This is a genomic window from Paenibacillus sp. J22R232 (assembly GCF_056269165.1).
The window spans coordinates 106,415-132,025 of sequence record NZ_JBWDNK010000005.1 but is presented as its reverse complement, the minus strand read 5'-3'; the positions used below and the strand labels follow the sequence as shown (position 1 = coordinate 132,025).

The window sequence follows — 25,611 nt, the reverse complement described above, 5'->3', positions numbered from 1 at the left end:
GGCATTTTCATGAAAACGGTCATTGCGTTTGTCATCTTGTCGCCATTCTTCCTTTATTTCATCTTTCAGCCTGGTATTGAGCGGACGGTACAGTACAAAGATCAAGTGTTACAAAAAAAAGCATTCGAAGCAGCGCACTTAGCGGCGTTGGAAGGGCGGTTAACGCCAGAAATCAAAACAAAAATCCTTGATCAACTGGCAGCGGTATACTTTGACCGCGATAAGATTCAGTTAACCGGTACAACGACCACAGCAGCTCGCGGGGAGCAGATTGAAATTACCTTACAGTATCCGCAAGGCATCACCCAAATTTTCAATTTGTTCGGTAGTGATGAGGCGAGAGATTACTATTATCCAGTTGCAATCATGAGTGAGCATATTGAGGAACGATCATGAAATGGGTGATCATGCTCCTGTTGTTGTCGCCAATCTTTTTTATCTATAGCGCCTGGAATCAGGATGAGTATCTGCAGACAAAATTGAAAGCTAACCTGAAGGAAGGGATGGATCTGGCCACGCACGATGCCTCCCTTCAGATTGTGGAAGATGAGCTGGAGATCGGAAACATTCGTTTTGATCCCGTAGAGGCGGAAAGGGTGCTGAGGCAATCGATGCAGACGTCCTTTAAATTAGATGGGCTGCTGCAGCCGATGCCAGGAGGAATATGGCGTGATCCCTTTGAGCTTGTGTGGTTTGAACGTGTAGAAACGGGGACCTTCCCGCAGGTTTATCACAGTGGGCCGCCTTATTACTACTCGGATACGCTAAAAGGTCCTGCCATTATCGCCATCGTTAAAGTGAAGCATCCGCGCTATTATGGCGTTTCTGATGATATCGCGTACGTGGTAGGAAGCAGCCATGAGTATGTTAGTTAATAGATAGATTCGAAATAGCCAAATGGATGCAAGGATTAGGAGGGTTAAAGTTGGAGGAACAAACAAGAAAGTGGCTTACAGCCCATATACCTGAGCACGAGCTACATCCTTCAATTGACAGAGGCGTGATTATATTTGTTCCAATCCGTTTTGAAAGTGCGGCTACCACGTATTTGAAAAAGCTCGGTTATCGACACGAATACCGAGCTAATTACAGCTGGATTGCCTATTTAAAATGAAATCCTAACGGGCAGGCGAGGAAGGAGAGAATGATCATGAATTTCGGAATTGAAGTGAAGGATAGCATGTATGTAGTCGCCGGTGGGACATGTACAGGTTGTAAGAAGGATTTTAAACATTTATATAAACTAACCAAGTATGCGGAATCCGTTCCGCGCTGCGCAAGATGTATGGAACTTTTGAAAAAGTAATCAAAATCTGCTCTGAAATTTTATGCTTTACTAATCGGAAGGGAGAACCAATTTGGATATGACTTTAACGCAAAGACTTTTAGAAAAGAGAGAAAGAGAAATCGGGAAAGCAATAAGTGTCGAAGAAGCACGAGCTCTCATGCAGCTTGAACGGGAGATTGAGGCTGCTGAGGATAATGAAGTTGAAGATACATGGCAAGATGGTGATGTGCCAGATGATTAGATTGATGTTCTCACTAATGAATTGACGTAGTTGAGTATGTATTGCCTATAAGATCTGAAATAGCTATAATAAAAAATAATCAAATAAGTAAAAAGCGGAAGCACCGCCTACCGACCCGTCTGGGTTTGTTGGCGGTGCTTTTTTTTGTTTTTGAGATCAAATACAATAAAAAAGAGTAAAGGAGAAGATCCTTATGTCTGAGCGTTTCAATGGCTTACAGATAGGACAGAGAATCGAAATCTACATGGAGGATGGAAAAATTAGAGAGGGGACGTTCTGCAGATGGATGGGAGTTGAAGGTGCAAAATTTCTTATTGTAAATCAAGATGAACACATTAAAGATGGCAAGCGAGTATCTGGTTCATGGATCATGAGTGAAAAATTGATTAAACTTATTTACCAGTTATAGATCTTTCATGATGAAAAAGTAAGAGGTGCGATTATGAAGTATAAAGGTTTCCGAGAGTTAATTGCGCCGGTTCATTTTTATACGGCCGCTCTCGATCAAGAAATTATATTAGCGTTCCAGGACGGTGAACTCATCGGATCCGGACGCATTGAGGAAATCACGGATGAAACGATAAAAATACGCGAAGAGCAATATGTTCGCGCTAATTGTAACTTTGTATACGCGAAATAAAAAGCGCTAGGACTAAGAGTTTGGACTGAGGATTTACTTCCCACATCTTGAGAGTTGGCTTTATAGCATACACATTCTAAAGAGTAAGAGACCAGTTGCGTAACAACAAGGGGGCAGTTTGCTATGGCTGCTGCTCCTTTTTTTTTATTAAGCTCCCTTGGCAGGATCGTCACAAGTCCGAAAGGGCAGATGCGAAGTAGTAATGAAGTCAAAGTATCGAAGGATTAGGTGTTATGCTGTTAAACTGAAGAGTCAAGAAAAATATTTTAATCTTATCAAAGAACTGAAACTAAATAGAGGAATATGTTGTCTATATTATAGTATGTGTAAGGTCGAAAGAAAGGAGGCTTTCAATGTCAAATCATTCAAGGTTATGGATGAAGGGAATTATCATAATTGAAATAATCATATGCGTTTTATTGATATTAAGTAATAAGATAACACCACCGGGACAGATTATTTTTGTGGGTCTTTTTCCAGAATACTGGTTATTCCCTGCCCTAATTGTGTTATTTTTTCTTGCTCCATTCTTTACACCAGCTATATTCAAAGCTAAACGTGTACGGTCGAAACTATTACTTGCTTGTATCCCACTTGTAGTTGCTGTTGCGGCATATAATTTTTGCGAAATGGTTAATGAAGGTGAATTACATCCAATAAACATTAAAGAAGAAAATCTTGAGCTAATTGCAACTGTGAAATTTAATTATCCAACAATTAGATATAGTTCGCTAGTTATAATGGAAAAGACTGGACCACTGACTTATAAGATAATAAATACTCATGAATTTAAGATTGGCTATAGTATAAAAAAACAACTATTAGATAATCGATACGTGATCAAACACGACCCTCTTAGAATAGTCTTTAGTGATGGTAATGAATTTCTCATTCAAAAATTACCTGATCCACTAAATCCGTAATGAAAAATAGAAATGTTTTCAGTCACAAATAAATAAGTCGAGCCGACATAATTGAATGAACACCGTTTTTGTTAAAAATGTTCAATCAAAAAAGAAGGCGAGGCATAAATATGGATCAAATGGTATTTGCAGTTCAAGTTTGGTTAAACGATCATTATTCGAATTATCCGGATTATCCAGGAGTTGAAGAGACTGGTAAGACTGGATGGCCTACAATGGGAGCCTTAATTACGGCTTTGCAGATTGAGCTTGGTATTGACCCTCCTAATGGAACGTTTGGTCCTCTAACAACAAGTTTATGTCCAACGCTTTCGGTAATATCGAGTTCTAGCAATATTATTCAAATTCTTCAAGGAGCACTTTATTGCAAAGGATATAACCCGACTGGATTCACTGGCACATATGGACCAGGTACGAAAAGTGCAATACAAAGTTTTCAACTTGATGCAGGCCTCACGATTGCAGATGGTGTGACTACTCCAATGATTTTCAAGGCACTACTTAATATGGATGCGTTTAAATTAATAGGGGATCCTAAGATACGGACCATCCAACAAAATCTTAATCGTGATTATAATCATGTAATTGGTCTTATACCAACTGACGGTAGGTATGATCGAAATACTAATAAAGCACTGATATATGCCCTGCAGGTCGAAGAAGGCATAGCTTCACCTAATGGTACATTCGGGCCACAAACAATTTCACTCTTACCTACACTTTCTTATGGCAGCACTAATCAAAAGTTTGTACTTATATTGCAATATGCCTTATATGTAAACGGTAGGGATCCAAATGGGTTTGATGGTTCATTTGGTCCAGGTTGCCGAACAGCAGTGAGGCAATTTCAAGAGTTCACAAAACTCACAGTTGATGGAAGTGTTGGTAAATCAACATGGTCATCGCTTATGGTTTCCTATGGCGATAGAGATAGACCAGGAACGGCTTGTGATTGCGTGACGGAGATTACACCTGAGCGAGCTCAAACACTTCTAACTAATGGCTATACAACTGTTGGTAGGTATATCGTTGGTGGTGACTGGAAACGACTCAAAATGAATGAACTTCAGGTGATCTTATCTAGTGGTTTGAAAATCTTTCCGATATATCAAACTGTAGGCAACCATCTTGGTTATTTCATCCCATATCAAGGTGCAAAAGATGCTGCAGATGCAATAAAAGCTGCAAAATCATACGGATTTAAGGCTGGTACAACGATTTATTTTGCTGTTGATTTTGATGCTCTTGACGGCGACGTTACGACTAATATTCTCCCATATTTTAAAGCGCTTCATAGTACAATGTCGGCGTCTGGGTCGAACTATCGTATTGGTGTTTATGGTCCTCGTAATATATGCAGTAGAGTGTCCAAAGCAGGGTATGCTGTTACTAGTTTTGTTAGTGACATGTCCAGTGGGTTTTCGGGTAATTTAGGATATCCTCTTCCAGAGAACTGGGCATTTGACCAAATTACAACTATTACAATAGGTGCTGGTGTAGGACAAATCGAAATTGATAAGAATATTGCCTCGGGAAGAGATCTAGCATCTAACTCAGTTGATTCAGCTGTGAATGAACCGACTAGTCCCACGGTGCAGAATAACATTTTCTTTAACCAACTCGATTCGGTCTACAATTATGCCTTGTTATATACTGATAATGATGTATATCTAGCCAATCAACTAACGATGCAGTTTTTTCGACATCAAGAATACGGACAGATCATATGGGCTCCTTCTGCAGGAATAGTAAACATAGAGTTTATTAATTTTATAAAACTGCAATTTGGCGTCGAAGAGATTCAAATTGAAACTTTTTATGATACAAAAACAGGACAAAAAATGGATGTTCCTCATTTCTTCGCAACAATGAACTCTGTTACTTTTCTTACAGATGGTTCCGTAATTCCTGAGTTTGCTGGATGGGCGGGGGATTTAATGACGCTTATTGCAGATGCCATACGCGCAATGGAGAATAACAATGGAAGTACCTTCTATCAAGCATGCAACAATCTTATTGCTGGCCCGAAAAACGTTAGTTCATTTAATATTGAAGATATGTTGGCTGACGTGGATTCTGTAAACATCGGAACATATCTGAATAATAACCCTAGTCTCTCAGTGAATGTTGCAGTTCGAAATTATTACAATTCTACGGGTCAAGCACAGACGCGCTTCACAGAATTCGCTGTCAATGATGCTGGAGGAATGGATCAATTATATGATAAATCAATATTTCTTCTGACTGGAAGCGATACCGGTCTTAATGCACTCCGGTTACTCTTTCAACAAGTTTTCAATGTACCGAATTATACGGTTTCACAGGCACAGGATGCATCATTAGCATTTTGGACATATGTTAACAATAAAATCGTTGAAGAAACATATGACAACTGATTAGAATTTCAAATTCAGGCAGTTTAGGTCTCTTGTACCTACACTGCCTTTTTTAATTGCAGTTTAGAATCAATCAAGTAATAGGAATTCATTGAGAGAATTGCTTAAAGGATCAGCAATTGGTTGTATGGATGAGACCTCAACAATAGAGATCAATAGGTTAGGGACAATTTTAATTATGCCAAAAAGAAAGGGTGAATAGGATGACTCAACTTAGTAGGGTTGCCTTTATAGCCAAGCTCGCCCCGATCGTGCAGAGGGTAAGGAAAGAGGGGTCACCATTGCTCCCGTCGGTTAGACTTGCCCAGAATATTTTAGAAACCGGCTGCGTTATTCATGATTGGTATAATCTCGGCGGGATCAAAGTTGGAAGTGGCACGCCAAACGAATTTTGGAAAGGTCGCAGCATTAAAAAGGGCACTTGGGAAGAGTACGGTGGAAACGAAATCAATACATCTGCTCATTTCCGTGTCTATGATAGCCTGTATGACTTCTACAAGGATCAAGACTTGCTGTTACAACTCCCACGTTATGATCGAGTACGAGCAGTAAATACTCCGGAGGATCAAGCGGAGATGCTTTACAAGTGCGGTTACGCTACGGATTCAGGTTATGCAGATAAACTGGTTGTGCTGATCAACGCCAATAATTTGTCTAAATATGATGTTTTGGAGGAGGAGGAAGATATTTTGGATTTAACTAATTATCAATGGAGTGCTCTCGAAAATTGTTTGGAAGAGCTACTTGAAGAGGAAAAAATATCAGATAAATCCTGGTTGGATAAGGTTAAGAATAAGAAGCTTACCTTATCTGAATTAGCCTGGTTAAACATGATGGCTATATCTCGTAAATAATATAATGTAAGCCCATTGGCCAATGTGGCCGGTGGGCTTTACCAAAAATGACTGGGGTGTCAGTATGTAAACTCCGGACAATAAATATGCTGCTTATAATTAAGGGATTCATATGTATCTCCCACCAGTAGAATCCTTTTGATTAAAAAGGTAAACTGAGTATTGGGATTGATTTACTAAATTAGAAAATCAGTCGATATAAATCTCTTCTGGCAGGTGGGATTAGTAAATGTTCGTTGCTGAAAATTTAGCTGGTCAGCGCTTTTATTCATTTGAAGAAAAAGAGGATTCAATACGTACACGTTCTAAACAAAATGAACTATGCTGTCCAGATTGTGGAACAATAGTTCGATTTCGATCTGGGACAAAAAGGCCCCACTTTTATCACTTCAAAAAAGATTGCGATAACCCAAATCCATACAACGAACCTGAGTCACCAACTCACCGAGCAGGGAAACTATTGATTTATACTTGGTTAAAACAATACTATCCGGATTGCCAGATTGAACTTGAATATTCCGTAACAGCTACAAATCAACGTTCTGATGTCATGATGATTTATCCTGATGGTCGAATGTATGCGTTTGAGTTTCAATGCTCTAAAATAACCGGTGAGATATGGAAGGAACGACACGAACTATATGGACTTGCTGGCGTGCATGATATATGGATTCTTAGCTCTGACATTCTTAGACTTAACAATAACTCACTTAAAATTATAGGATTAGAATCTGCTATTTATAACGCTACGGAAAGGTTACAATATTTGAACCCTGAGAGTGAACAGTTTTCAATTGTTCTTAATGGATCCATTTTCTTTAATGAGTTATCAGGATCAAATCGACTTGAGGATTTAATTAGTAATGTATGGATACAAGATAATTGTTTATGGTTTAAAGCAATTGATGAGTTACTTATGCAGCAAGAACGAAAGCGTGTGGCTTTGGAACAGATTAGATTAGAACGAGAACGTGAAATAATAAGAAAACGGGATGCAGAAGCAGAAAGAGAATATCTTGAAGAACAAAAAAAATCTAAGAAATTGCAGGACTATTATATAGAGATCTTTAGTGACAGGCATACATTTGCAAATCGTTTTACTCAAAATGAAAAAACACTGTTTGATACACTAATTAAGCGTTACAAATTAACACCTATAAATTTTCCTGGCATATTTCATCTTGATGTGAGATATAGCGATTTAATTGTGACTCCACCTCAGCTTTGGCAACTTTGGATTTTTGACCAAATTATGAATCGTCGTAGATATTCTGAACTAAAGAGAAAAGAAGCACATCGTATATGGCTTGATGATACTAAAGAAAAATTCATGAATTTACGAAGACAAGGCTACCTACGTATAAACAACAATGTTTCAGAAGGATCTAATTATATTTTCACAATGTATGATTTTATCAATAAACTAAATGAGATCGGTGTTTTGCGTAATCTGGGTTCCACAACAAAAAAATATCATGAGATTCTTGTTAATAAGATTCCAATAATAGAAGGGCACAAAAAAAATACATTATTGAAAATGCATTTTGAAGGGTATATTCACGAGGTTGCAGCAAGTGAAGCACAATATTTCATATCACTTATGCGACAAATTGTATTTGATTGTAGTGTCCGAAAGGGAGTAGAGATTCCGTCAACTCCTCTTTCTAAGAGAAATATTGTAGAAAAATCATTAACAGCCTTTGTTGATGAATATACCTCACTGGCTAAAGAATCAAAAAACCTTGATTCCAAAACTAGATCGGCCTGTCACGACATTATTAGGCACATACTCATAAATAATTGGATTGATCAAAGTAGACTGAATTATTTAAAACAGACTATTGAAAAGATTCGACACGACGATTAATCTCTGTCTAATAATGTTCAACTGTACAAAAAAAGTCCTACCCGTAAGGTAGGACGTGTATGGTTTAAATGGTGTTGATTACGTAACTAGCTGGCAATGAAGTAAAAGGGATATATGCAAACCAGCGACCGCCTTCGAACTTGTGGTATGCTCCGTTCGGGTCTTTATAACCCCATACTCGAATGTATGCCATATCGGAGGCTTCTGAGCCACCTTCTCCTCTTGTATAGCCAAACACTTCACCGATTTCACCTGTTAACGTTGCATGACCAGGATAAAATACTAATTTCATATTCGTTGTAACGTTGAAAACGCTCGTTGACGCTTCGTTAGAACATACAACCGTGCTTCGTGGTGTATAAACTGCACCGACCGTCGGCAAGTAGCAATAATTATCACCGTATACTTTACAATTGTAATAGTTCAAGCGGTAAATGTTCACATACTCATTCCCGTTTGTACCCATTTTCGTTAATTCATACATGTAATCAGTTGAAAGGTAATTATATTTCAACGTTTTCCATCCTGCATTGTAAGTTCTTAATTGGCCGTTTCCAGCATAGATTAGTTGACCTTTGCGCATATAAACTGAAAATGCTCCAGTAGGGTCTGCGCAATACCCGTCCGCTCCACCGTAAACATAAACCCAATAATGAGCCATTGAAATTCCACCTTTTTATTTTTTTTGTGTTTGGAATGTTGTGTTGCTTAAATCTGCTTTTCTTAAATGAGAATATTATGTGTGCTTAAAGTTGAATACTGCGGCGGAACTGCCGTTAGGCAATGCTATTCCTGTTTGCAAATAAGCAGCTTGACCCGAAGGTGCGGCTTTTTTCCAAGTTTGGTTTGCAGAATCATAATAATAGTTAAAACGGCAATAGCTATAGTACGCCGAATTCGGATGTGCTTCTGTCCAAGCGTTCTCAACCGCTACTTTCGTTGTACTTAACGAAGTAAATAAAGTGGTTCCGGATCCGTTTACCACTTGAGCGGCGCGACGAATGCCATGAATCGAATGCGATACGCCTCCAATATTCAAATTCCCTTGGTCTGGAACCCTGCCGAGATATTCGAACTTTTGGTATAAATCGTCAACGTAACCTACTCGCCAACCTGTACCGGTTAACACACGAACCGAGTTTAGTAACGAAGAATCGTCCGTAACCGGAATGTCACCGACGTTACCACTCACACAATATTCATGCGGTTGTATTTCATTATTAAGGTTTTCGAGTATGAACGCATTACCGTTTGCGATATAAAAAAAAGTTGCCATTTAAATTTCCCCTTTCAATTTTTCAAGGGATGCTTTCGCCCCTCACTTACATATGTCGCGGGAAATTTTTTGTTTGTGACTCGATAAGAATTTTAGTATGATAAATTATGTAAAAGACTTAAAGGGGGTATGTTTTCATGACCATGAAATTAAAACGCAACATAGTCATTATTACTTTAGCCGTACTCGTTATTGGCGGATTAGCCTTTAAAACCTTTATACTGGACGAATTTTCAAGCAAGCCCGATGTGACTTTGTCTTTTAATGATGCAAGTAAGCGGCTAGAACGAATTATATCGTGGAACGGAACGTATATAACCCGCATAGATAGCCATGCTCTTGAACCTGTCGTATATGAAGCGTTAGCACACACGGTAAATGATTCCGGAGCAGCAAATGATATTTTATATGTAGCAGAATTAGTGAAGGAATTTAATGAAGGCGGGAGCTTGGAGAATTTACGCGAAGCTTTAATGATAGTGAACCAAATGAGAGACCGAGATGTATAAAGTAGAGCCCCGTTAAGCCAATGCGGGGTTTTTGTTTTATTACGAGTGAGAAGAAAACGGGCTTTTATTACAACAATTCCTCCAATGACTATGTATTCTTCAGTTAACGAGTGATTTCAACTATTTTTTAACTCATATTAAATAAGCAATATCGATAAAAACCGTGGTCATTAAATATATGACCAGGGTTTTTTTCTATTGACCAGACCTTCCAAAGATGATAAATTTTCCTATATGTCACGAACAGGTGTTCCCATCCGACATAAATAGATAGAACACAAAACGGAGGGATGCTCACAAAATGATGATGAAACGCTCTATTGATCTCAGCCATATTAACGAATTGGCCTACAGTTACGCACAAGATAAGGATCAGTGGGCATTCAGTCAATTGTACAGTGAATTAAGACCGCTCATTCACGCGCGCGCAGAGAGGGCATATCAACGTGCTCAAAGAACAGGGGTATGTATTCCTATTGAAGACTTCTTTTCCTTTTTCAATCAGGGACTATTTCAGGCGACTAATGAATATGACGTTAAACTGGGGGATTTTATACCACGTTTATACACAAACTTAAGATTAAGAGAAGCAGATGTGTGGCGGTGTTATGAGACGCGAGGGAAAATTGATAACGATCGTAAATATGAGAAGGCACGTCTTCTTTCTATATCATTAGATAAGCCTATAAATGAGGTATCCGACGAGAAGAATGCAACACTACTCGAATTTGAACAAAGCCCCTCAGCAGAAGAATGCTTTCTAGAAGGAGAACAGACGAAGACCCTCATCTTGGAATTTTCACAGCTGAATCAGAGATATGCCTCTATAGTTCAGCTCTTGGATCGAGGATATCAATTACAGGAGATTGCTTCAATAATGGGTGAGAGCTCATACAATTCCAAAATGCGAAAGCTAGTTCAGCGTACGAAGATCAAATTTGGGGAATATCTAAATAGCAGAATCATATAAAGGAGGAGTGCGCATGGAACAGCAGATATTCGAAATTGCAACTAAACAGGGAATTTGGGCTATACTATTCATTTCTCTTTTCTACTACCAGTTAAAAGAGAGCCGACGTAGAGAACAAGAAAGTATAGACAGGGAAGGAAAGGTTTTAAATTTTATTTCAGAAATTACAAAGCAGTTTGAAGGACTTGTCAAACAATATGAGCGGTTATCAGAGGATGTTCAGGTCATTAAGCAAAAAATAAGCAATCATTCTAGTACGGACATTGGAACTAAGTAATCTAATCTAAACTTAGCGCTTCCCCAACTCTTGTTTATTTAATAAGAGGTGGCTTATATATGAGGAGGCCATCTATGTGGCCTCCTCAATTTTGATTTATATGAAGAAATGTCGAATTAGAAGAGCTAAAAAATAATGCCAGTGATCAACTGTACTATTCCTAAAGCCATTATGTACTCGAGAATGATGAGGATACAAATCTTAAGTTATTGTGGAAAGACATATATTATTTTGATATAATGTAGACAGGAACACATGTTCCCGCACTTCTTACAATTGCAGAATTGAGGTGATCGGTTATGTTAATGTGTGATGAACTTAAAAGGCAAGAGCTCATAAGAGAATTCGAATCAGTAGATGGTGATAGTGAAATCGAAGATGCTGCTAAATTATACGAAAATGGATGGAGTAATCTTGAAATAGCTCAATCAAAAGATTATCCGATACATGCTGTGATAGAAGTCTTGAAATCTTATATATCCGTTGAACCTGAAGATATTACAGAAGATTATTAAGCCATTTATCAGGGGTTAAAGAGAAATATATATGAACAAGCCATCCTTTAAAGGATGGCTTGTTGTAGGTTTTCTAAAGATGTTGGATTAATTTCTTACAATGAATGTAAAAATGAAGTATTCAATCAACTGTTAACCAATGAAGTTTGGTTCCACCATGATATCCATAGTACTTATTCTGATACTGATTCATAGCAGCATTGAACTGACCAAGGACAAGAACAGCATCACTGTTTTGCGGTAATAACTCATCATCTAATAGCTCAAGATAATGGGTGCTCGGATCCGAGTTTAATAATGTTTTTACATCTTCCAGAAGTCTATTAATTAATTTTATCTTTAAGGGGTTAAGTACTCCATCTTGTTTCTTTTTTGATAACTCACGCATTTCATGCAAAGCAGCATTTAGCATTGGAGAAAGCATATCAAACTTATCTGTAAATTCTCTAGTTGGTAAGTTATTTGTATTTTTCTTTTTAGTCATTTTGATGCTCCTTTCTAAAAAATTATCTCAATAATTTCTTCGGTGGACCCGTACGAATATTAGTCTTTTGATTATTAATTGCCCAATACCAAGCACCACCGTTAATAACGATATTGTCTGCTCTTAGTTTTTCCAAACAATTGAGATATTGGGAAAGTACTATTAAGACGTCACTGTTTGTAGGGAGGCTTTCTTCATCAAAAATTTCGAAATCTTGAAATGGTTTGTAATCATCTGTCAGCAAAATATTCGCTTGGGTTAGAATTGGATTTATAATGTTAAGCTTAAACTTATTGATAGCATCATCTGGTTTTTTCTTAGAAAGGACACCTACTTCTTCAAATAAGCCTTGGAGTTGCGCCTGTACCTTTTCAAAAGACCCTACATTAAAGTTCATTTTTTCCACTCCTGTAATTTTGTTAGGATGGGCAACTGCGCCTAAATTCTAAATACTTCTTTTTTATTACTTCAATTGGATTCCGTTGTTTGCTTTCATATACGGATACCATCATTTTCAAGTCTTCATCTGTCAATGCAATTATACATTTACGTTGACCGGACCAAAGATCAATCGTATTTCGAAATATTGCTCTAGGTAGTGGATTTCTTGTTATTAGAATGCCAAATCCTCCAAACGAGTCCGTTAAATATCTATTTAATTGGTTAACATGGTCTCTTTCAACCTTAGCAACATTTTTTAATTCCATCACGATCTGTCTACAATGATAGTCGTCATATATGTCTTTTAAGAAATCAAATGTTTGGTTATTATAAAAAATCAAATCCCGTATTAGTACTCCCGTATCAGTTCTACTTTGTGACTCAGCAAAATCTAAATGAGGATAGAGTAAGGATGCCATTAACTGACAAACGTGGTCTTCATATTTTCTATCCGCATTGTCGGTTTTTCCAGAAGGTAATTTGCTAATGCTATCAAATTTTCTCTTAGCCGAGACAATAGGTATTTGCTTGAATAATGGATCGTTTCTGCAATCATCAGCAGTCTTCTCTTTCATCTTAATGTAGTTTTGAACTACATCATAGTTTCTACGGTTATATTCAAGAATTTCAACTCTGGATGGAAGAGTCTTAGAATCTTGCTGAAATATTTCATTTACAAAGTATCCATCGAAGTAATTTTCGTAGTTTATCCAAGGTAAGTATCGTAACCAACGCTTAGGAACAAGCAATAAAGGTTTTTTAGTCTCTGGATTTAATGGTAGAAACACTTCTTCTTCTATAAACATATTTTTTTTGTAATCATACAAGTCGTGGATCTTTACCTTTTCTAATGGTATACGATGTTTTTCGCATTGTTGGATTGTGAAGTCGACCAAATATGATTTTAGAAAATTGCAAGCAATATCACTCACTCGATCTTTGGAGATCTGGTCTACGTAAAGTTGAATTTCTTCAAAATGGGTGAACCCGTTTTGTGAAAGCTGAGGAACGGATTGGAAGAGTGACAATATCGATGCTGCTGTCTTTTGTCCAATCCTTAACCCGTTTTTATTTGCAGAAGTACCTAAACCAACCTCCGAGCATTCCGATGCACGAACTAAAATTTCGAATGCATCTTTTTCATTTCCTTTTTTATTCATGAGATAACCCAAATGATTAAATGAATTACTAATGGCAGTGTGTAAAGAATTGTCTTGCATCGAAGGGGATTTCCACAAAAGAAAGGGATCCAAGTATAAAGGGATGTCTTCATTGAGAAAAGGAATTGCGAAATCCACTTCTTCTTGTGTAAATGGAAGGTTATGAAAATCGTTGAGCCTTGGTCTAATTAACATAATTAGTTCTCCTCTTAAATTGTTGCGTTTGACTACAAATCCATTACCTTCCTATTATAGAACTATTGATTCACATTTGAATGAAAAATCTATAAATTTGAAAAATTAATTACAACCAATTAATTCACTTTGGCCAAATCACATGCGTACGAGGTGTATTTTTAAAACAGAGAACAATCCCTAGCAGAATGAAAGAAGCAGCTACTGCAGTTCTGGATTTAGCTATAAAAGAAGGAGTAGGAGATTAACTTATGCTGAATAGAACTTATGATTATTTGGTTATAGAACCATTAACGAATCCAATAAAGGAAACACATAATAATTGGATATCTAAAGAAATTTGGTTTTATAAGAAGAAAGAAATGATTAGACATCATGGCTTTTATTCGAACGATAGTATTGTATATTTTCTTCTACAGCAGAATGGAAGACTAGAGGATCAAACAAGTACTGTTTATGCAATTAAGGTTTCAAAAAAATATAGCAATAGAACGCATAAATTATCAAATTTAGATATCGCTGTAGTTCACGAACTTTTATTCTTTTATCGATCTATAGGCAGAATTGAAAAAATTATGAAAAAACAAAGGAGTAGATCGTTTACAAACGAGGTATTAGAAGAAATGCAGATAATGGCTTCAAGATTTCATAAAATGGATTCTGAATTAGTGGAAAAGGTAATGCCTCAAAGATTTTTAAACAATGTCATATTTTATATTGCAAATTCAATTTCAGACCGTAGATTTTTTAAAATTAACGAGTTGGTAAATAAATTTTTATTTGAAAATGGAGTCGCCACAGATTTCGAGAAAGAGATGAAAATAATATATGAAAGAGAAAAACCAATAACAGGTTTGTTTGATGTTACTAATCGAACGTTTATGCTACGTCTAAGCTCAAGGGATTGTTTTATGCGTTCTACTGGAAAATGCTCTCTTAATCTATCTGAAACTGCTTATAGAGAAATAGCGGGTATTGAAGAATCTAATGGAAAGAGTCCGATGGATGAAGATTCTGTGCATTACTGTATTCGTTTTCGTAATCATATTTTACAAAAAGGAATAGAGAATATTTCTCCATCTGATATCTATGAACATTCTGGTTGTGGTCATTCTTCATTTGGAAATGGGCAACATCGTGCGTGTATTGCAAAAAGAAGTAACTATTTGTTACATGCGACTATATATCCTCAAGGTAATAATTTATGTCGTATCTGTAGTATGCGCAGAGCAGGGGATCCGGTAGATGGGATAGAGTTTCTTGATAACGAAATGGACGGAAATAGAGAAATGTAGGTTAATTTCGTTATAGTACTTTATCCTTTCAAGCCGATTCGATTTCGATCGAATCGGCTTTCGTAATTTTGAAGATAATAGTGAATTTTACTGTACTAAGCAAAGCTACGTGATGAAGTGATTTTTAATTTTCTCAGTTTCTCTAAAATAAAGCATATGGTTTTAGTAGAAGATTAAGTTGAAAAATAAATAAGTTCCCAGAAGATACCTTCTAGGAACTTATTATGATATAATCAATTCATAAACAAGCATCGAGGAGTGGTCATAAGTGCCTAAAAAGAGTTCCCAGAAGGTTGCGGCGATCTATCAGGAGAATGAAGACCAACTGACTGTATGGAAAGAGCGCTTCATTGAAAAGGAAATTCGCGGTGACCGGTCTTTAAATATTGAAAAAAAAATAGACAAGCAGCTGCAACGATTTATTGATTTCTTCAGAAACTTATACGGTCATGATCGGATTAGTATGGTGACCAAACGGGATGTTAAGGCGTGGCTTGATCATCTGTATAAGGACGGTAAAGGAATTGGTGAACCGATGGCAGCAGCTACGGTGAACAACCATCGGGCACATCTTTCACTCTTCATGACCTGGCTAAATCAACAGAGGCCTCATCTCTTGCCAGAGGATCCTACGAAGGGGAGAGGCATTCGGGATATCCAGCTCCCTGCACCAGATGTAAAGGCGTTGACTGAACCACAATTACGTTCTCTGATTAACTTATTGGATCGCTTGGAGAGGTTTTATACGGTAAAAGGACGCGCCTGGAGAGATCAGCAGGCTCCACTACGAAAAAATGCGCGGCCCAAGCGTGACCGAGCGATCATTTACTTATTTTTGAGTAGTGGGATAAGACGTGAAATGCTTATGAATCTCAACCTTGCGCAGATTGAACCCAATGATCCGGATCAGCTCCGTGCTGCACGTGTTTTTAAGATCCATCGAATAAAGGGAAAAGGCAGGACAGAATCAAGGAAGGTTATAAGTGATAAAGATACTCGTGAGGCACTGGCCGACTATTTAGAGTTTGAGTGGACCTTGGATGCCGGTGAAGACGAACAAATACTTTTTTTAAGAGCTGGGACAGCTAGCTCCGGTCCTGGTCGGTTAAGCGACCGACAGATAAATAAAATGATACATCGAATTGGTGAATGGCACGATGCGGAGCAGCAAGATCCAGAGCGGAAAATTAGTCCGCTTTTTCCACACGGGTTTCGGCATACGTACGCTGTTTATCTGGCCATTAAGACCGGCGGGAATAAGTTGGTTTTGCAACGTGAGCTTGGCCACACAAATGATCGCTATCTGGAGACGTACACTAATTTTCCGGATGAGGTATTAGAGGATTATCAACAAGATAAATAGAAAGTAAGATAGCAGGAGCGACAAAATATGACAATTATTAAACATAGAGTTGTTTCATAGGAGGGATCTCTAGTCATGGGACGAGGCCGGAGAAGTCATAATACGAAGAAACATTATAAGATCTGGCAGAACCTAGAAGATGCAACCGGATTAGGATTTTTACTTTATTATGTTTTTAAAGGATTCAGATTACTCTTTAAACTGATTTTTAAGTAATTGTAGGTAGATTCATATTTTAAAGGAGGAAGGCTTAATGAACCTTGCGTACAAGGGACTGAATAGTCGCGGGAGGATTGAATGGATTGATAAGGATTATTACGATGAATCCAAACCGTACGAAGGATTTGAATTGGAAGAATGGCAAATCCCACGGTATCGAGAGCTGGTCGAGACAGCCGAGATGTGCATGGGACGAAAGCTTTCAAAATCGGAGGCTCGTACTATGAATTGGTTATCTGGCGGCGAATCAGATACATGTAAGCATATAGTCAGATTCAGATTTATTAAAGAGGCAAACGAAAATTCTTAGTGTCGTAGTATCATGGTACAACACAATGAATATAGCAATACATAAAATCAGAACATAGATTATGGAGGTCTTAACATGGCGAACAATAATGCTTTAAAACCAGCTGACTTTAAAAGGAGTTATGGTGGTGTATTTGCTCCAGTTGGTTATTGGGAAAACGCGGATGGTGAGTTGAAAGAGATTACCGAGATGGATCTAACGTATAAATCACGTACTATTAAACATATTTTTACAGCCTTACCTTCAAAAGATGATACAGGTTTAATTGTATTCTCCGGAAGATATGCGGATTCTATTGCAAAGAAACTTAAAGAGTTCGGATGCGACGTGCATTTAATTGGAAATGAATTTATGGTATCGATAGATTGAGACGCTTGATTCTTGATACTTATGGGAGAACTAGTTTGATACATAAAGCGAGATATAGCTAGAAATAAAATCATACTTTTTGCATACGATTTGCTGTCTTTTTTAGACGAAAAAATTGATATCTTTAAAGAGTAGAGATTTGTAGGTGGAACTAACCCATATTCGGTAATTTAAACGGGAGGGAGTGCAGAGGATATAAGAAATGGGGATTAACGATAATATCACCGATTACTAAATAGAAAATAGGAGTGAATCCAATGAAGAAAATGAAGTTTACTATACTAACAATGCTCGTTACGCTACTGTTTACAGTGCAATCAGTAGCGGCTGCAGCTGCTTTTACGGATACAAAAACACACTGGGCAAAATCGGATATTGATTCGGCGGTGAGTCAAGGCTGGATTAATGGGTACAGCGCAACGAGTTTTAAACCGAACGATAATATAACTCGTGCAGAGTTTACAAAGTCGTTGGTCGCTGCGATGAAATATAAGCTAGAGGATCTTGACACGCCTTTTACGGACGATACAGGTTGGTTTCGTGCATCGATCTCAACCGGCCTGAAACAATCCATTATCAAGGTAGCTGAGTACAAAGATTCGCAATTTGAACCAAACCGGAAAATTACTCGTGATGAAATTGCACGTATGACCGTACGCGCGCTTGGCAAAGACGCAGAAGGAGTAAAGTCGGGATATCTTGCTATTGCTAAACAAAATGGAATCTTGAAGGGCTATCCGGATGGTTCTATGGGCGGCGATAAGAACGCAACACGGGCTGAAGCCGTTGTTATGATCTCCAATACTTTGAAAGCTAAAAATCCACAAGTTAAGCCGGTAGCATACCCAAAAACCGATAAAGAGTTGGATGTTTTAATTCATTCTTTACCGAGCTTTAAAGGCCATACAACGATTAGTCGTGGAGCTGTAGGTATTAACCTCAAAGGATCAGTTGTATTTGAAGACCATACAGTCTGGATTGAGTATAAAGCTGAACTAAAAAGAACTACAGTCGGTACGTTTGATTCAACAAAAGAAACGAAAGCCTTAATAAAAGATATTTTAAAACAATATTATCCCATCTCATATGAAAAAGCGTATGCAGCATATATCAAGGTAGATGGATTAAAAGCTACTGATTCGGGAAGTGAAATTGAGACAAAATATGATGGGAGAACTTTTGTTGTATATAAAGGTAGCGATAATACAGGTGTTGCAATTTGGATAGGAGCGTGAATAATTTGAATTATTGTATAGGAAAGCAGCTGCGCTCGCAGTTGCTTTTTTTATTACTTTTTGTCGTAGTTGTTACTTCAATTCCTTTTTATCCTCAAACAGTGGGAGCAGCAAGCTGCGCAAGTCCACCTTCTTTTGGAACAAAGGCCGAGGCAATGATAAAAGTTTACAAGATCCCCAAAATGAGTTCAAACTGCAAGGTCCTTAACGAAAAATATTTGCTGAATCAATCAAATATAGGCGAATCTATTGTTGTCTATGGTAATCCAACGGATGTTTCTGGAAATGAGACAGATAAAAAAACAGGACAATTTCGATATCTTGGATGGGATGCAAGCGGTAGTGTTTATCGAAACTGGAAATTCCCACCTGATTCTAGTGTAACCGGCAGTGTAGCTAAGAACTGGGTTAAAGCTCCCTGGGACACAACGGAAGGGAAAAAGCGTGATATAAGAGAGTCTACTTTATTTTCACGGAACCCTGAAGCCCCATCATGGCTTTCTCGTATGGTCGACCCGTATAACAAGCCTTCTTCTTCTACAAACTTTTTAACAAGCTATAACGCACTTAAAGGAGCTAGCTGGACGGCGGACACTTTGTTGGACTACGCTATTATTCAACAGAAGCCAACAGATTTTACACCTGGCTTAGTACAAATGTGGAGTCAGTGGACCGATGGATCTTGGTGGTATGAAATGTTTACAATCAAACCAATGGTCACGCTCAATCCCAATGTGGTCGTAGAAACCATTGATCTCGAAGTCACTAAGGTTGTGCACCCCGATGCTGTTTATGTTGGCCAGGCAGCAGCCATCAATGTGACCGTCAAAAATAAAGGCAATAAAAATAGTGGCTCCTTCCTTGTGGGCCTTTTTGGCATTTCACCGGAACCAACGAAGCCCATAACCAACCTTGCACCTGGTGCGGAGACTACGGTAACCTTCAGCACGAGCTTTGCAACCAGCGGGCTAAAGAAGTTATCAGCCAAGGCTGATTATAATGGCCAAATCACGGAAACGGATAAGACCAATAACGTCAAAGTCTTTCAAATTATGGTGAACAAAGCAAATGAGCCAACATCCCCGATAGCAATTATTAGTCATAAAGAGGGGGATCATCGGACAGAGCCCGAAATAGCAATCAAACCGAGTGTCGATCCCAAGCTGGATGACACTCTTTCTTATTCGCCAGGCAAAGAAGCCATTACCGTACGGGAATGGAAGGTTAAAACGCCTGCAGGAACGACGCTGCAGAAGAAGCCGGTTGCAAAAGATTTTGCGATAGAAGGAAAATACCTTGTTGAGCTACGCGTAACCAATAGCGCGAAAAAGGTATCTGAATGGGCAGAGCTTACGATTAACGTTGGTGATCGCGCTACCCCAGCGCCTAGTGCAGAGCCTACACCAACACCAAGACCGGAACTGAAGGCGGCTATCCGCTTTGAGCCCGCTAAAATCTTAGCTGGCGAAACTTCATCCTTACTCAACAGCTCAGACGGTTTTGATACCCATCAATGGACTTTTTCTTCTAACCTAGATCCACTCTTTACGGATAAAAGTAAATACGAATACTATGATCAAACCTTTTCGCAACTAGGTACGTACCGTGCTGTAATTAGGGTAAGTGATAGCAGTGGATCGGCAACGGCTGAAGCTACATTAACCGTCATTGATCCTAAGCCGGTTGCGGTTGTTTCTGGTGCTTCAAAGGTTATAGAGGGAAGACCGTTTCCATTTCCATATCACTTGAATAATTCGTATTCCCCTTTAGCGGATCGCGGCGTTACTATTGACCATAGCAAATCAGAAAAAAGGTACAAAAAAGTGGATGGATCGGGTTACACGTTAGATTTTCCAACAGCCAATAATCTAGCACTAGGAGAATATTTGTTAGAGGGAAAGGTTTATGACACAACGGGCAGGGTAAGTGATTGGGCCGACCTTCTCGTCGAAGTCGTTCCTGATCTACCTCCAACCATTGAGATCGTGGCTCCAGAAGAAGCTTATCGGAGCAATGGTTTTATGCTCTACATGGAAGCTGAAAGCCCTGATTATGACAAGCTGGAGCACTTAAAGCTCGAAGAGCGATATGATGCAAACGGGAATGGAAATTTTGACGAGGAAGCCTGGAACATCATCTATGACGGTACGTATAAAACCACGCATTCTCTAAACTATCTGACCGTGGGAAAAAGGCAATATCGAGCTACCGTGACTGAGGATTATGGGAAGTCTGGCATATCTGGCATAGCAACAACGGATATTCTGAACTATGCCCCTTCTGTAAACTTCAATGCTTTTGGTATCACGCAGCAACCTGGACAGGGAGAAGATAGCGGTCCACCCGTAACGAATTACTCCGCACAATCGATTTTCCGCTCCTGGGTAGCTAAGCGGCCATATTCGGGGGGGAATGCTGACAAAGTAGCTTGGAAAGCGGATAGCTCCTCCATAAGTACCAAGGTCGGGCAGCCAGTTAACTTTAACCTTCAATATCCGAATGCTGGAATGGGTCTTAATAATAGAAACAAATACGCTCTCCCAGCGGATCTTGTTGTTAAGCCTAAATGGTCCATACAACCACTTATCAATGATACCTATGTTAACGACTATCAACTAGCTTCTAGACATATTTTCAATAACAATCGCATTTATTCTTATTTACGGAATTACCTTGATACCACATGTAATTGTTACGTTAATCAATATTCAGAAAGAGATGCCATTACAGGTGTTCAATTAAGCCCACCATTTACACTCAATGGAGGCACATGGGACACCGAATTACAAGAAGATGAAAAATTCTATAAGAGAGAGTTAATCGATAAATCATATGTAAGAATAACAAGTTACGCTGACAGAGGGCAAACGAAGGAGGTTCATACGTTTAACCTAACAGGTGTAGATAGTAGAGGAATATCCCTAACATCGTTTAAGTTAACACCTGATTTTAAATCAGCGATCATTAGTGTTGTTCATAATGATTTTAACTATGGTAGAGTTCAGACCAACTACTACAAATACAGTTTTGAAAATCGTGCTGTGGAATGGATTGCTACGGGCCCCGAATACAGTACTTATGCGGGTGGTGGTTACTCTTTTACTCCGGAGATTTTCTTCGCACCTGATGGAACTATCTATATCGCGGGAACGGTAGTTACAAAGATTTCACCAAACGGCGTTAGAATTGATTCTCCAATTGTAGACGGTTATTCTTCAGGTTCACCCGTAACGCTAAGTGATGATGGCCTGTATGTTTATCGTGTTAATGTTTCATCCATTAGCGGGGACGATATGAGATCTACACTTACTACTTACAGGGCCAACGATTTAAGTGTCGTAAGTAAGTACGCAATTGATGATTATTTCAGTAGATACGGCGAAGCGCTTTACGGAAACTTTAGTCCCGTAGTAAGGCCAGACGGTAATGTTGTACTAACGAATCGGTATACGCTTTATCTTTTATCGAAGACTGGAACGTTACTATTAAAATCGTTCTTATTTCCAAACGGAGAGTCTAATAACTATTCATACCAGCCAGGGTTGCTACCTAATGGTGATGTTTTCGCTGTAAAAAAACATCGGACAGGTGCTATTGGCTACGGAATCTTAAATATCACACAACAAAAGGATATTGTTCTAGTAGCTAATCAAGCGGGTGATGATTGGGGAGCTGGTGCTGGCGGTGTTACTGTAACACCCATTCTACCTAATGGTTCCGTATTCCTAATAGACACCAGGAATTGGCCTCATGTTGTCGTTCCTTTTGTTTCGCAATCTGGAAACGCGAGCTTACAAGATATTGATGCGAATACGGTAGGCATTTTCGATGATAATTGGGGCGGATTGCTGTACGATGCTGGAAGCGTAATGAAAAATTATGCGCTCGAATTTAATGTCAGCGTGAACGATATTAAAAACGATAAAATGATCGGAGCAGGCTTTCACATTCAAAACGAAAAAAACATGTATGCGGTAGAGTGGGGCAAAGATACGCTTACGTTATACAAGTCGGTAAATGGCGTGAAAACGAGTTTACAAACGGCAGCTGTACCACGCTCAACATTTTCAACGTATCCTTTTAAGGTTGAAGCTGCCAACGGCACATTAAAAGTGTTTATTAACCAGTCAAAAGTGCTGGAGGTTGTGGATAGCACGTATACAAAAGGTGCCGCTGGGATTATGTCACTTGGCCAATCATCTGCTTCTTTTTCGAATGTGAAAAAGAATAACTACGGAGATATGTATACGGAGGAAAAGTATGAGGCGGTGCTCGTTAACGATGCGATACTCTATGACAAAATCTTCTCGGATATCGAGGATGATCCTAAGTCGATAGAAGAGTGGAGTTACGCGCATAATCCCCATATATTCGAGAATTCAGAAGGGCTCAGTATGTTTAACGGGAAAACGTACGGGGCTGCGATTCATTCCTTAGAGAAGCCAGGCGTTTATGAGATTACGTATCGGGCACAAGATCATCCAGGCTTATCCGCATATAGCAAATGGTCAGAGCCCACTACAAAACAGCTTTACGTTCATCGTAGACCAATTGCGTTACCCGATGTACGATTCACTGGCCTGGTCTACGTAGAGGGGGAAGCACTTGATTATGAGACATTTGATGTCTCGTATGATCCCGATATTCCGCAGCGGCTGCTGGATAAAGTATTCCGGACGCGCTGGGCAGACGAAACCATTTGGACGGCTGGTAAACGGAATTTCTATAGTCGGCCAGGTGTGGAGCTAATTGTACAGGAACAAGTGAAAGATCTGCATGGAGCATGGTCCTATTGGGCGGAACAGTCCATTTATAAACCGGCGTTACCTGTGGTTAATCAGACGAAGCCGGTCATGACCATTACGTACCCAGGGGGAACAACAGCCTCAGCACCAACCGTACTCGCCAAGGATCCTACGATTACTTGGACATACGTGGACCAGGAGAACGACCCCCAAGAGCAGTATCGGTTATCGTTGAACTATGTTGATAACAACGAAATTGCCCTGTACATCGATTACGCCGGTGCAGAAAAAAGTTTTAAGCTCATCGAGGGGCTCATACAACCTGGAAGAGTCGTTAAGGTGCAAGGTCAGGTCTACTCAAAAGGGGCCTGGTCAAATCTAAGTAATATTCGTTATTTTGTTTTGGATCTGCCTCCAGAGACACATTTATTGTCGTATAACGGCATCGATGCAGCAAATCCGATCTATACCATGATTAACCGGCCGCAACTGCGTGTCTTTACAGTAGATCCAGAAAATCATTCAATAAGTGCGATTGATTATGAAGTATTTCGCGTGTCGGACGGTGCTAAGGTAGTCGATACCGAAACGGCTGTATCGGCAACAAGTTACACGCCGCCGGTGCTGGCTGACGGTTTATATTACTGGAGAGCTAGGGCGAACGACGGCTTCCTATGGGGTCCTTATTCGACGAATGGTTATTTCTTCGTGGATACGGTTAAGCCCGCGGATGTGAATGAGCAGCTAGAGGTGGAGCCCACAGCGGTTAACGTGACGTTTAATGCCTTCAGCGATCCAGCGCCATCCTCTGGCCATGCATCGCGCACATTTTATTTGCAGAAAGTGAATACAGATGGCAGCGTAACAAATGTGGACTTAAATAAAGATGGTACGGCAGAATACAGTATTCCGATTTCCCTGCAGGCTAGGTCGTATCGAGTGACTGGCCTCGTTGCTGGCCAGGAATACCGGCTAACGGTGCTGGACTATGATGTAGCCGGTAATGAAGGTTATTTTGCTTATATTCATTTTAGTACCAACCGATCCCCGACAGCCGACTTTAACTGGTCACCAAAGCCGGTCTATGAGGGAGATACGGTTACGATCTCATCCAACGTCAATGATGAGGATGGAGATCCGCTATCCGTAGCTTACGAGCTCACAAGTCCAACTGGAGTAAAGCGTAGCTTCAGTTATACGCTCTTGCGCAGCGGAACGGTTTACCCTAAAACGGGTCCTGTGCTGCAGCTCCTGGAGGTCGGTAACTGGCATGTGAAGCAGACCGTGTCAGATGGCATTGCGGATCCCATTGTCGTGACCAAAACGATAGCTGTATTGCCACTTGGGATTACGGGTCAAGTCCTTCATACGGCGGATTGGGAAGCGAACCGAGTGAGATGGAATAGTGTGAAACCCAAAGAGGTTCGAAGTCCATCCACATTCTGGGCCGGTGAACGTTTCGATCTGAAGGCCAGAACAACCGATACAGGCACGAGCACAACAAAGGCAACCAAGGTCGACGTAGCAGCTGCACGAATTGGTAGCACAAGCCTAGGATCCACCGATCAAAAAGCTTGGATTGGATTTATTGGTGCGAAGCAAGCGCAGGTGAAATTAGAGTCGCTGAAGGATGGAGATTATATCTTTACGTTTAAAGCCACCTATTCAAACGGTGTAGTGAAAGAAACGGAAGTCACCATTCAAATTAAAGATAGCTGGACGTCGTTTTTTGAATTTCATAAGGGTTGGTAAGCAGAAAGAGGCGATGTAGCGTTTGCTGCATCGCCTCTTTCTTTCTAATTTATTTCCTGATTAAGTGTTCCTCGAGTTCCCTATGCGAACTTCTTGCCAGCTACACGGACCGAGCGAATATATACGAAACCATTCAAGCTATCCGTATCGAGTATGTGTGCAGCAACTACAGTTCATCCATTGTCGGCTACGTACCAGGTGCAGCTTAGCTAATCTAATTACAAAATCGTCAGACTTCGTAAAATTATACTTACACAAATAATAAAACAGCGTTAGCCATGGACATG

25 protein-coding genes are annotated in these 25,611 nt (G+C 39.4%); 20 read left to right on the top strand and 5 right to left on the bottom strand.

Annotated elements, in window-relative coordinates:
* The first annotated feature begins 9 nt into the window (after positions 1 to 9).
* The 10 genes from AC0YN3_RS17005 to AC0YN3_RS16960 all read left to right on the top strand — a co-directional run bounded on the left by AC0YN3_RS17005 (position 10) and on the right by AC0YN3_RS16960 (position 8,209).
* Positions 10 to 396 (top strand): hypothetical protein, encoded by a 387-nt coding sequence (locus tag AC0YN3_RS17005; RefSeq protein ID WP_475776191.1) that lies wholly within the window; start codon positions 10 to 12, stop codon positions 394 to 396.
* Entirely contained in the window at positions 393 to 875 is a 483-nt protein-coding gene (locus AC0YN3_RS17000; protein WP_475776190.1) for a hypothetical protein, read from the top strand. The genes AC0YN3_RS17005 and AC0YN3_RS17000 overlap by 4 nt, the downstream gene beginning before the upstream one ends.
* A 50-nt stretch (positions 876 to 925) precedes the next feature.
* A complete protein-coding gene (locus tag AC0YN3_RS16995; protein WP_475776189.1) occupies positions 926 to 1,114 on the top strand; it encodes a hypothetical protein in 189 nt (62 codons plus the stop codon).
* 244 nt (positions 1,115 to 1,358) lie between these two features.
* Complete coding sequence (locus tag AC0YN3_RS16990; RefSeq protein ID WP_475776188.1) at positions 1,359 to 1,529, top strand: hypothetical protein; 171 nt, start codon at positions 1,359 to 1,361, stop codon at positions 1,527 to 1,529.
* Positions 1,530 to 1,722: 193 nt separating this feature from the next.
* Positions 1,723 to 1,938 carry a hypothetical protein gene (locus AC0YN3_RS16985; protein ID WP_475776187.1) on the top strand — a complete coding sequence of 72 codons (216 nt, stop codon included), beginning with the start codon at positions 1,723 to 1,725 and terminating at the stop codon, positions 1,936 to 1,938.
* Positions 1,939 to 1,971: 33 nt separating this feature from the next.
* Complete coding sequence (locus AC0YN3_RS16980; RefSeq protein ID WP_475776186.1) at positions 1,972 to 2,169, top strand: hypothetical protein; 198 nt, start codon at positions 1,972 to 1,974, stop codon at positions 2,167 to 2,169.
* Positions 2,170 to 2,522: 353 nt separating this feature from the next.
* Positions 2,523 to 3,092 carry a hypothetical protein gene (locus AC0YN3_RS16975; protein ID WP_475776185.1) on the top strand — a complete coding sequence of 190 codons (570 nt, stop codon included), beginning with the start codon at positions 2,523 to 2,525 and terminating at the stop codon, positions 3,090 to 3,092.
* Between the two features lie 110 nt (positions 3,093 to 3,202).
* Positions 3,203 to 5,488: a glycoside hydrolase domain-containing protein gene (locus AC0YN3_RS16970; RefSeq protein WP_475776184.1), complete on the top strand. Its 2,286-nt coding sequence runs from the start codon at positions 3,203 to 3,205 to the stop codon at positions 5,486 to 5,488.
* 203 nt (positions 5,489 to 5,691) lie between these two features.
* Positions 5,692 to 6,342: a glycoside hydrolase family 73 protein gene (locus AC0YN3_RS16965; RefSeq protein ID WP_475776183.1), complete on the top strand. Its 651-nt coding sequence runs from the start codon at positions 5,692 to 5,694 to the stop codon at positions 6,340 to 6,342.
* 229 nt (positions 6,343 to 6,571) lie between these two features.
* Positions 6,572 to 8,209, top strand: coding sequence for a competence protein CoiA (locus AC0YN3_RS16960; RefSeq protein ID WP_475776182.1), 1,638 nt, complete (start codon positions 6,572 to 6,574; stop codon positions 8,207 to 8,209).
* 64 nt (positions 8,210 to 8,273) lie between these two features.
* Here the strand turns inward: AC0YN3_RS16960 and AC0YN3_RS16955 are convergent, their stop codons facing one another.
* Complete coding sequence (locus AC0YN3_RS16955; protein ID WP_475776181.1) at positions 8,274 to 8,870, bottom strand: hypothetical protein; 597 nt, start codon at positions 8,868 to 8,870, stop codon at positions 8,274 to 8,276.
* A gap of 75 nt (positions 8,871 to 8,945) precedes the next feature.
* Complete coding sequence (locus tag AC0YN3_RS16950) at positions 8,946 to 9,485, bottom strand: hypothetical protein (RefSeq protein WP_475776180.1); 540 nt, start codon at positions 9,483 to 9,485, stop codon at positions 8,946 to 8,948.
* Positions 9,486 to 9,622: 137 nt separating this feature from the next.
* Between AC0YN3_RS16950 and AC0YN3_RS16945 the strand changes: the two genes are divergently transcribed.
* The 4 genes from AC0YN3_RS16945 (at position 9,623) to AC0YN3_RS16930 (ending at position 11,756) form a co-directional block, all read left to right on the top strand.
* Positions 9,623 to 9,994 carry a hypothetical protein gene (locus AC0YN3_RS16945; protein ID WP_475776179.1) on the top strand — a complete coding sequence of 124 codons (372 nt, stop codon included), beginning with the start codon at positions 9,623 to 9,625 and terminating at the stop codon, positions 9,992 to 9,994.
* Positions 9,995 to 10,295: 301 nt separating this feature from the next.
* Positions 10,296 to 10,964, top strand: coding sequence for a hypothetical protein (locus AC0YN3_RS16940; RefSeq protein ID WP_475776178.1), 669 nt, complete (start codon positions 10,296 to 10,298; stop codon positions 10,962 to 10,964).
* 13 nt (positions 10,965 to 10,977) lie between these two features.
* A complete protein-coding gene (locus AC0YN3_RS16935; RefSeq protein WP_475776177.1) occupies positions 10,978 to 11,241 on the top strand; it encodes a BhlA/UviB family holin-like peptide in 264 nt (87 codons plus the stop codon).
* Positions 11,242 to 11,540: 299 nt separating this feature from the next.
* Positions 11,541 to 11,756, top strand: coding sequence for a hypothetical protein (locus tag AC0YN3_RS16930; RefSeq protein WP_475776176.1), 216 nt, complete (start codon positions 11,541 to 11,543; stop codon positions 11,754 to 11,756).
* 121 nt (positions 11,757 to 11,877) lie between these two features.
* Here AC0YN3_RS16930 and AC0YN3_RS16925 read toward each other — a convergent pair whose 3' ends face one another.
* The 3 genes from AC0YN3_RS16925 to AC0YN3_RS16915 are packed head-to-tail and all read right to left on the bottom strand — an operon-like array spanning position 11,878 to position 14,036.
* Positions 11,878 to 12,240 (bottom strand): hypothetical protein, encoded by a 363-nt coding sequence (locus AC0YN3_RS16925; RefSeq protein WP_475776175.1) that lies wholly within the window; start codon positions 12,238 to 12,240, stop codon positions 11,878 to 11,880.
* A 22-nt stretch (positions 12,241 to 12,262) separates the two neighbouring features.
* The gene (locus AC0YN3_RS16920) at positions 12,263 to 12,637 is read right to left on the bottom strand and encodes a hypothetical protein (protein WP_475776174.1); all 375 of its coding nucleotides are present in this window, start codon (positions 12,635 to 12,637) and stop codon (positions 12,263 to 12,265) included.
* Positions 12,638 to 12,659: 22 nt separating this feature from the next.
* Positions 12,660 to 14,036, bottom strand: a complete 1,377-nt coding sequence (locus tag AC0YN3_RS16915) for a hypothetical protein (RefSeq protein ID WP_475776173.1) — start codon at positions 14,034 to 14,036, stop codon at positions 12,660 to 12,662.
* 251 nt (positions 14,037 to 14,287) lie between these two features.
* Between AC0YN3_RS16915 and AC0YN3_RS16910 the strand changes: the two genes are divergently transcribed.
* The 6 genes from AC0YN3_RS16910 to AC0YN3_RS16885 all read left to right on the top strand — a co-directional run bounded on the left by AC0YN3_RS16910 (position 14,288) and on the right by AC0YN3_RS16885 (position 25,324).
* Positions 14,288 to 15,331, top strand: a complete 1,044-nt coding sequence (locus AC0YN3_RS16910) for a hypothetical protein (protein WP_475776172.1) — start codon at positions 14,288 to 14,290, stop codon at positions 15,329 to 15,331.
* Positions 15,332 to 15,599: 268 nt separating this feature from the next.
* Complete coding sequence (locus AC0YN3_RS16905) at positions 15,600 to 16,694, top strand: tyrosine-type recombinase/integrase (protein ID WP_475776171.1); 1,095 nt, start codon at positions 15,600 to 15,602, stop codon at positions 16,692 to 16,694.
* Between the two features lie 302 nt (positions 16,695 to 16,996).
* The gene (locus tag AC0YN3_RS16900; protein WP_475776170.1) at positions 16,997 to 17,140 is read left to right on the top strand and encodes a hypothetical protein; all 144 of its coding nucleotides are present in this window, start codon (positions 16,997 to 16,999) and stop codon (positions 17,138 to 17,140) included.
* A gap of 158 nt (positions 17,141 to 17,298) precedes the next feature.
* Positions 17,299 to 17,592: a hypothetical protein gene (locus AC0YN3_RS16895; RefSeq protein ID WP_475776169.1), complete on the top strand. Its 294-nt coding sequence runs from the start codon at positions 17,299 to 17,301 to the stop codon at positions 17,590 to 17,592.
* A 257-nt stretch (positions 17,593 to 17,849) separates the two neighbouring features.
* Entirely contained in the window at positions 17,850 to 18,827 is a 978-nt protein-coding gene (locus AC0YN3_RS16890; RefSeq protein WP_475776168.1) for an S-layer homology domain-containing protein, read from the top strand.
* Entirely contained in the window at positions 18,824 to 25,324 is a 6,501-nt protein-coding gene (locus AC0YN3_RS16885) for an Athe_2463 domain-containing protein (RefSeq protein WP_475776167.1), read from the top strand. Before AC0YN3_RS16890 ends, AC0YN3_RS16885 begins: the two co-directional genes overlap by 4 nt.
* Positions 25,325 to 25,611 lie beyond the last annotated feature (287 nt).

What these genes read in the sequence shown, in the direction of transcription:
- AC0YN3_RS16940 (WP_475776178.1), top strand. Translation starts at nt 10,296, where the DNA reads ATGATGATGAAACGCTCTATTGATCTCAGCCATATTAACGAATTGGCC.
- AC0YN3_RS16930 (WP_475776176.1), top strand. Translation starts at nt 11,541, where the DNA reads ATGTTAATGTGTGATGAACTTAAAAGGCAAGAGCTCATAAGAGAATTC.
- AC0YN3_RS16950 (WP_475776180.1), bottom strand. Translation starts at nt 9,485, where the DNA reads ATGGCAACTTTTTTTTATATCGCAAACGGTAATGCGTTCATACTCGAA.
- AC0YN3_RS16920 (WP_475776174.1), bottom strand. Translation starts at nt 12,637, where the DNA reads ATGAACTTTAATGTAGGGTCTTTTGAAAAGGTACAGGCGCAACTCCAA.
- AC0YN3_RS16980 (WP_475776186.1), top strand. Translation starts at nt 1,972, where the DNA reads ATGAAGTATAAAGGTTTCCGAGAGTTAATTGCGCCGGTTCATTTTTAT.
- AC0YN3_RS16970 (WP_475776184.1), top strand. Translation starts at nt 3,203, where the DNA reads ATGGATCAAATGGTATTTGCAGTTCAAGTTTGGTTAAACGATCATTAT.
- AC0YN3_RS16895 (WP_475776169.1), top strand. Translation starts at nt 17,299, where the DNA reads ATGGCGAACAATAATGCTTTAAAACCAGCTGACTTTAAAAGGAGTTAT.
- AC0YN3_RS16925 (WP_475776175.1), bottom strand. Translation starts at nt 12,240, where the DNA reads ATGACTAAAAAGAAAAATACAAATAACTTACCAACTAGAGAATTTACA.
- AC0YN3_RS17000 (WP_475776190.1), top strand. Translation starts at nt 393, where the DNA reads ATGAAATGGGTGATCATGCTCCTGTTGTTGTCGCCAATCTTTTTTATC.
- AC0YN3_RS16955 (WP_475776181.1), bottom strand. Translation starts at nt 8,870, where the DNA reads ATGGCTCATTATTGGGTTTATGTTTACGGTGGAGCGGACGGGTATTGC.
- AC0YN3_RS16910 (WP_475776172.1), top strand. Translation starts at nt 14,288, where the DNA reads ATGCTGAATAGAACTTATGATTATTTGGTTATAGAACCATTAACGAAT.
- AC0YN3_RS16935 (WP_475776177.1), top strand. Translation starts at nt 10,978, where the DNA reads ATGGAACAGCAGATATTCGAAATTGCAACTAAACAGGGAATTTGGGCT.
- AC0YN3_RS16915 (WP_475776173.1), bottom strand. Translation starts at nt 14,036, where the DNA reads ATGTTAATTAGACCAAGGCTCAACGATTTTCATAACCTTCCATTTACA.
- AC0YN3_RS16945 (WP_475776179.1), top strand. Translation starts at nt 9,623, where the DNA reads ATGACCATGAAATTAAAACGCAACATAGTCATTATTACTTTAGCCGTA.
- AC0YN3_RS16965 (WP_475776183.1), top strand. Translation starts at nt 5,692, where the DNA reads ATGACTCAACTTAGTAGGGTTGCCTTTATAGCCAAGCTCGCCCCGATC.
- AC0YN3_RS16985 (WP_475776187.1), top strand. Translation starts at nt 1,723, where the DNA reads ATGTCTGAGCGTTTCAATGGCTTACAGATAGGACAGAGAATCGAAATC.
- AC0YN3_RS17005 (WP_475776191.1), top strand. Translation starts at nt 10, where the DNA reads ATGAAAACGGTCATTGCGTTTGTCATCTTGTCGCCATTCTTCCTTTAT.
- AC0YN3_RS16960 (WP_475776182.1), top strand. Translation starts at nt 6,572, where the DNA reads ATGTTCGTTGCTGAAAATTTAGCTGGTCAGCGCTTTTATTCATTTGAA.
- AC0YN3_RS16890 (WP_475776168.1), top strand. Translation starts at nt 17,850, where the DNA reads ATGAAGAAAATGAAGTTTACTATACTAACAATGCTCGTTACGCTACTG.
- AC0YN3_RS16975 (WP_475776185.1), top strand. Translation starts at nt 2,523, where the DNA reads ATGTCAAATCATTCAAGGTTATGGATGAAGGGAATTATCATAATTGAA.